Genomic DNA, 6,295 nt, shown 5'->3' on the forward strand with positions numbered 1-6,295 from the left:
GGCCGAGCATGTGGCCGCTGCCGCAGAGGGTGTAGCGGCGGGGCTCGGCCCGGCACGCGCTGCTCGGCGCGCTGCTCGCGGGCACCCCCGCCGACGAGGCCGCCGCCCGCGCCGGGCTCCGGCTGCCCACCGGGTACGCCGTGCTCTGCCTGTCCGTCGCCGACCATCCCGACGAGCACTCCCCCGGTGTCGACCCGGGCGTCGCCGCCCGCCGCAAGCTCCGTCGCTTCGAGGCCGAACTCGACCACCGCACCCGGCAGTCGGCGCTCACCGCGCTCACCCCGACGGGCGGCCTGGTGCTCGTCCCGTTCGGCCCCGCACCCGGCCCGGAGGAGGCCGACACCGGCGAGGCGCCGTGGCCGCTGCTCGCCGCCACCCTCGCCGCGGCAGCCCGGGCGGCCGGTGCGGCCGTACTGGCCGGGGCCGCCTCGGCCGCCCCCGCCGAGGTGCCCGGAGCGGCCGCCCTCGCCCACGAAGTCCTGGACGTCGCACGGGCGTTCGGCCGCCCCCCGGGGCTGCACCGGCTGGACGACATCCTGCTGGAGTACCAGCTCACCCGGCCCAGCCGGGCCCGCTCCCGGCTCGCCGCGCTGCTCGAACCGCTGGCCGACGCCGGGGAGTTGCTCATCACCCTGCGCACCCACCTGGCCGGGGGCCTGAACCGCCGGCACACCGCGAGCGCCCTGCACCTGCACCCGAACACCGTCGACTACCGGCTGCGCCGGATCGCCGCGCTGACCGGCCTGGACCCGACGCGCCCCGCGGACGTCCCACGGATCACCGCCGCCCTCGCCGCCCGCACCGCCGAACAGGCCTCCCTCGCCGGGTAGTTCGGGACACCTGTCGACGCCGTGCGGCGCGGTTCCCGGCGGGCGGTGTCAGCCCTGCTCCCCCGGCAGCCGCAGGTCCCAGCCGACCAGGGCGCGCAACTGCTCCGCGGTCACGCCGTCCGGCACCGGCTGCGGAGCGTCGTGGCGCAGCGGCGGCTGCCAGCCGTCCGCCTCGGTCCAGCGGCGCACCACCTTCGCCGGCGCACCGGCGACCACGCTGTGGTCCGGCACCTCGCCGCGCACCACGGCCCCCGCCGCGACGACCACGTTGCGGCCGATCCGCGCTCCCGGCAGGATCACCGCGCCGGTGCCGATCCAACTGCCCGCGCCGATCTCCACCGGCTCGTTGCGCGGCCACTGCTTGCCGATCGGCAGCTCGGTGTCGCGGTACTCGTGGGCCTGGTCGCTGATGTACACGCCGGGCCCGGTCCACACGTCGTCGCCGATGACGATCGACTGGTGGCCGACGATGTGGCTGTCCCGGCCGATCACGCAGCCGCCGCCGATCCGCACGATCGGGTCCGGCCCGAGGTCGAGCCCGGGCAGGAACCCGGCGCTGATGGTGACCCGCTCGCCGATGATCGAGAACGGCCCGATGGTGATCCACTGCTCGTTGAACACCGCCCCGAGCGGGAAGCTGAGCGTCGTGCCGTCCCCCAGCTCGCCGAACCGGTACGGGCCGGGGTTGCGGTTGGTGACCGCGCCGGTCCGCTGCACCCAGCGCCAGCCCCGGTGGACGAGGCGTCCGGCGGCGCGACGGCCACCGGTCCGGACGGCGGAGACGAGGGAACGGGTTATCGGCATGCGCTCACGTTACCGGCCCGTAGCTTCCACCCGTTCGCCGGGAGGCACCGTGGGAGGCACCGGGAGGCGTCCGAAGGAACGCCCCGAGGACCACCCCGAGGAACACCCGAAGCAGGACTGTCCGAAATCCGCGAATGGCGGCCGGCCCCGGTGGAAGACTCCGCTCATGGAGATCACCGAGCACATCGACGCGCTACGCCGCGAGGGCGCCCGGCTCGCCGAGGCCGCGGCCCGGACCGACCTGTCCGCCCCCGTACCGACCTGCCCCGAGTGGCAGCTGGCGGACCTGCTGCGCCACCTCGGCTACGTCCACCGCTGGGCCGCCGCCGTGCCCTCCCGCGGCCTGCGAGCGCCGCTGGACGAGGCGGGCGCGCGGGCCGCCGTCGGGCCGCTGCCCTCGGACGACGCCCTGCTCGACTGGTACCGCGAGAGCCACGCCATCGTGGTGGACGCGCTCACCGCGGCGCCCGCCGACCTCGAGTGCTGGAGCTTCCTGCCCGCCCCCAGCCCGCTGGCGTTCTGGGCCCGGCGCCAGGCGCACGAGACCGCGATCCACCGCTACGACGCCGACGCGGCCGCCGGGGCGCCCGGTCCGGTCGTGGACACCGCGCTCGCACTGGACGGCATCGACGAGCTGCTGCGCGGCTTCCTGGCCCGCAGCCGTTCCGGGCTGCGCAGTGACCTGCCGCGGACCCTCCAGGTCCGGGCCACCGACGCAGTCGGCGCCGGAACCGGCTCCTGGCGACTGACCATCACCCAGGAGCCGCCGTCGGTCACCACCGGCGAGGGCCCCGAGCCGACCGACCTGACGCTCTCCGGCCCCGCCCACGAGCTCTACCCGCTGCTGTGGAACCGGCTGTCCGCCGAGCAGGCCGGGGCGGTCGAGACGAGCGGCGACCAGGGCCTGCTCGACCTGTGGAGCGAAGCGGCGGCGATCCGCTGGTCGTGACGCCCGGGAGGCGCCGCCCAGGGACGGCAGCGCCCCAGGCGGCGCCCCCGGGCAGCACCCCCAGGCAGCACCCCCAGGCAGCGCCGCCGGGCGGTGCCCCCGGCCGCGCGGCCGAGGAGGTCCGGAACCCCGCCCTCAGCGCACCCAGCGCGCGGGCCGCTTCTCCAGGAACGACCGCATCCCCTCCTGCGCCTCCTCCGAGCCGAAGAGCCGCGCCGACAGCTCCACCAGCTCGTCCGCGTCCCGCTCGAAGGAGCGCACCACCTCGGCGTTGGCCAGCCGCTTCGACTCCGCCAGGCCCTGCGGGGAGCCCAGCCGCAGCGCGTCCAGCAGGCCCTTCAGCACCACGCCGGTGGACTCGGCGGAGTCGGTGGCACTGGTGATCAGCCCGATCCGGGCGGCCTCGGCCGCGTCGAAGACCTCACCGGTGAGGTAGTAGCGAGAGGCGGCGCGCGGGTCCAGCTTCGGGCGCAGCGGCAGCGAGATGACGGCGGGCGCGAGGCCGAGCCGCACCTCGGTGAAGGCGAAGGTCGAGGCCGGCCCGGCGACGGCGAGGTCCGCCGCACCGACCAGGCCGAGGCCGCCGGCCCGGACGTGGCCGTCGATGACCGCGATCACCGGCTTGGCACAGTCCACGATCGCCCGCTGGAGCTCGACCAGGCCGCGCGGGCCGACCGTCGGGTCCGCGCCGGTCGCCTCGGAGAGATCCGCGCCCGCGCAGAACACCTTGCCGGTGTGCCCGAGCACCACCGCGCGGACCTCCGGGTCGGCCGCCGCGGCGGCCAGCCCGGCGTGCAGCTCCGCCATCAGCCGGGTGGAGAGCGCGTTGCGGTTGTGCGGCGAGTCGAGGGTGAGCGTGGTGACGGCGTCGGCGGTGGTGACATGGACGAGGGGCGCTGCGCTGGTCATCGGCGGGGCCTGCCTTCCGGCTGAGGGTGGGTCGGACTGCGGGTGCGGTCCGGGAGGTGCCCGGACGACGCCCGCACGACTCTGGCACGCCCACCCGCCCCTCGGCCAGAGCCGACCGCCCGCGACGTCCTCCGATCATCCCTTCGCCCGCCGCACCCGCCATCGCACCCCACCCGCCGTCGCATCCCTGCCCGCCGTCGCACCCCTGCCCGCCGTCGCCCCCCGTGCCCGCCAACTCCCCAGTGGTACAGACCTGTTGACGCATTGGTCCAGTCCTCCTACAGTTCCCATGCCTCGCCTCCCCACGGCGCAGGCATCGATCGCCCACGGATCAACCAAGGTTCTACGTCACCCTGTTCAACCCCCACAGCCACAGGGAGAACCATGTCCGCTCGATCCCGGGCCGGGCGCCCGCGCGTGCGCAGCAGACTGCTGGCACTGCTCTCCGTCCTGCTCCTTCCCCTCGCCGCGCTCACCGCGCTGGCCGCCCCGGCGAACGCCGCCGGAAAGCTCACCGCCACCTTCACCACCGCCGACAACGGCTCCTGGTGGCAGGGCACCTACATCGTCCGCAACGACAACGCGACCGCGGTGAGCGGTTGGACCCTGGAGTTCGACCTCCCGACCGGCGTCACCATCGGCAACAGCTACAACGGCACCGCCACCGTCAACGGCCGGCACGTCACCGCGACGGCCGCGTTCTACAACTCCACCGTCAACGCCCACAGCACCACCGAGCCGTACAGCTTCTGGTTCGTCGGCAACGGCCCGGTCTCCAGCCCGCTCAACTGCCGTGTCAACGGCGACAAGTGCGACGGCACGGCGGACGTCCCGCCGTCCGCGCCGGGCACCCCGACCGTCACCGAGTCCACCGCGCACACCCTCGCCCTGAGCTGGCCGGCCGCCACCGGCGGGGACTTCCCGGTCGCCTCCTACGAGGTGCTGAGCGGCAGCACCGTGCTCGCCTCCAGCCCGTCCACCGGCGTCCTGGTCACCGGCCTCACCCCGGCCACCTCGTACACCCTGACCGTCCGGGCCAAGGACAGCCGCGGCAACACCGGCCCGCTCAGCGCGTCCGTCACCGCGTCCACCTTCGACCCGTCCACCGACCCCACGCCGCCCACCGCACCCGCCGGCCTCCGGGCGACGGCGGTCGGTTCGTCCGACGTGAAGCTCGCCTGGAACGCCGCCACCGACAACGTCCGGGTCGCCGCGTACGACGTCTACCAGGGCGGCACCCTGGTTGCGACCGTCACCGGCGGCACGCTCAGCGCGTCCGTCGGCAGCCTCTCACCGTCCACCACCTACACGTTCACCGTGAAGGCCCGGGACGCCGCCGACAACGCCTCGCCCGCCTCCGCCCCGCTCACGGTGACCACCTCGGACCTGGTCGGCGCTGGGAAGTACGCCCGGGTCGGCTACTTCGTCCAGTGGGGCATCTACGGCCGCCAGTACTTCGTCAAGAACCTGGACACCTCGGGCGCCGCCGCCAAGCTCGACGTCATCAACTACGCCTTCGAGAACATCGATCCGGTCAACCTGACCTGCCAGGCGGGCGTCACCAAGGGCACCAGCGGCAACCCGCAGGACCCGGACCAGGGCACCGGTGCCGGTGACGCCGACGCGGACTACGGCCGGGCGATGAGCGCCGCCCAGTCGGTGGACGGCGTGGCCGACGACGGCTGGGGCAAACTCCGCGGCAACCTCAACCAGTTGAAGAAGCTCAAGGCCAAGTACCCGCACCTGAAGGTGGTCGTCTCGCTCGGCGGCTGGACCTACTCCAAGTACTTCTCCGACGCCGCCGCCACCGACGCGTCCCGCCAGAAGTTCGTCAAGTCCTGCGTCGACACCTGGATCAAGGGCAACCTGCCGGTCTACAACGGCGCCGGCGGCGACGGCGTGGCCGCCGGGATCTTCGACGGCATCGACCTCGACTGGGAGTGGCCCGGTTCCGGCGACGGCCACCCGGGCAACCACTGGAGCCCCGACGACAAGGACAACCTGACCCTGCTGCTGGCCGAATTCCGCAAGCAGCTGGACGCGTTGGGCGGCTCGCACAAGCTGCTCACCGCCTTCACCCCCGCCGACCCGGCGAAGGTCGCGGCCGGCTGGGACCTCTCGAAGATCTTCGGCTCGCTGGACATCGCCAACGTCCAGGGCTACGACTTCCACGGCTCGGGCAGCGACAACTCCTGGGAGCCGAACCGCACCGGCCACGCCTCCAACCTCTACCAGGACCCGAACGACCCCTACACCACCCACTTCAGCGTGGAGACGGCCGTCCAGACGTACCTGAACGCCGGGGTCAACCCGCGCAAGCTGACCATCGGCTTCCCGTTCTACGGGCGCGGCTGGCAGAGCGTCGCGGACGGCGGCGTGCACGGCGCCTGGCAGTCCGCGAACGGCGCCGCACCGGGCCAGTTCAGCGACGAGGCCGGTACCCGCGGGTACCACAACCTGATCACCAGCCTGTCCGGCCTCACGGTCTACCACGATCCCAAGTCCGTTGCGACGTACGGCTACACGGGAGCCGGCGGCCAGTGGTGGACCTTCGACGACGCCTGGTCGATCTCGCAGAAGACGGCCTACCTGAAGTCGAAGAACCTGCTCGGCGGCATGATCTGGGAAATGTCCGGCGACACCCCGTCCGGCACCCTGATGTCCGCGCTGGACACCGGGCTCAAGTAGGCCGCCCGCGCCCCGCCTCGAACCGCCAGCGGGGTGTCCAGGCAGCGCTCCGGGCCGAACTCGGCGGTGAGCCCGTCGGTGATCCGGAAGACGCCGCCGAGCGCGCCGACGTCCT

The 6,295-nt window shown here is 73.9% G+C and carries 5 protein-coding genes; 3 read left to right on the top strand and 2 right to left on the bottom strand.

The genetic code is table 11. From position 1 onward, the window contains the following. Positions 1-140: 140 nt before the first annotated feature. The gene (locus ABZW03_RS35475; RefSeq protein WP_355267921.1) at positions 141-830 is read left to right on the top strand and encodes a helix-turn-helix domain-containing protein; all 690 of its coding nucleotides are present in this window, start codon (positions 141-143) and stop codon (positions 828-830) included. Between the two features lie 48 nt (positions 831-878). Here ABZW03_RS35475 and ABZW03_RS35480 read toward each other — a convergent pair whose 3' ends face one another. Beyond that, positions 879-1,634, bottom strand: coding sequence for a DapH/DapD/GlmU-related protein (locus ABZW03_RS35480; protein ID WP_355267923.1), 756 nt, complete (start codon positions 1,632-1,634; stop codon positions 879-881). A gap of 166 nt (positions 1,635-1,800) precedes the next feature. On the opposite strand from ABZW03_RS35480, the gene ABZW03_RS35485 reads away from it, so the two are divergent. After that, complete coding sequence (locus ABZW03_RS35485; protein ID WP_355267926.1) at positions 1,801-2,583, top strand: maleylpyruvate isomerase family mycothiol-dependent enzyme; 783 nt, start codon at positions 1,801-1,803, stop codon at positions 2,581-2,583. A 135-nt stretch (positions 2,584-2,718) separates the two neighbouring features. On the opposite strand, the gene ABZW03_RS35490 is transcribed toward ABZW03_RS35485, so the two are convergent. Then, a complete protein-coding gene (locus tag ABZW03_RS35490; RefSeq protein WP_355267929.1) occupies positions 2,719-3,492 on the bottom strand; it encodes an enoyl-CoA hydratase family protein in 774 nt (257 codons plus the stop codon). Between the two features lie 384 nt (positions 3,493-3,876). Here ABZW03_RS35490 and ABZW03_RS35495 point away from each other — a divergent pair, with 384 nt between their 5' ends. Beyond that, the gene (locus tag ABZW03_RS35495) at positions 3,877-6,180 is read left to right on the top strand and encodes a glycosyl hydrolase family 18 protein (protein ID WP_355267932.1); all 2,304 of its coding nucleotides are present in this window, start codon (positions 3,877-3,879) and stop codon (positions 6,178-6,180) included. Positions 6,181-6,295 lie beyond the last annotated feature (115 nt).

The organism is Kitasatospora sp. NPDC004799 (genome assembly GCF_040609095.1).
Classification (GTDB): domain Bacteria; phylum Actinomycetota; class Actinomycetes; order Streptomycetales; family Streptomycetaceae; genus Kitasatospora.

Bases quoted from the DNA above. Each gene is read 5' to 3' on its own strand.
- ABZW03_RS35480 (WP_355267923.1), bottom strand. From the start codon at position 1,634: ATGCCGATAACCCGTTCCCTCGTCTCCGCCGTCCGGACCGGTGGCCGT.
- ABZW03_RS35485 (WP_355267926.1), top strand. From the start codon at position 1,801: ATGGAGATCACCGAGCACATCGACGCGCTACGCCGCGAGGGCGCCCGG.
- ABZW03_RS35490 (WP_355267929.1), bottom strand. From the start codon at position 3,492: ATGACCAGCGCAGCGCCCCTCGTCCATGTCACCACCGCCGACGCCGTC.
- ABZW03_RS35495 (WP_355267932.1), top strand. From the start codon at position 3,877: ATGTCCGCTCGATCCCGGGCCGGGCGCCCGCGCGTGCGCAGCAGACTG.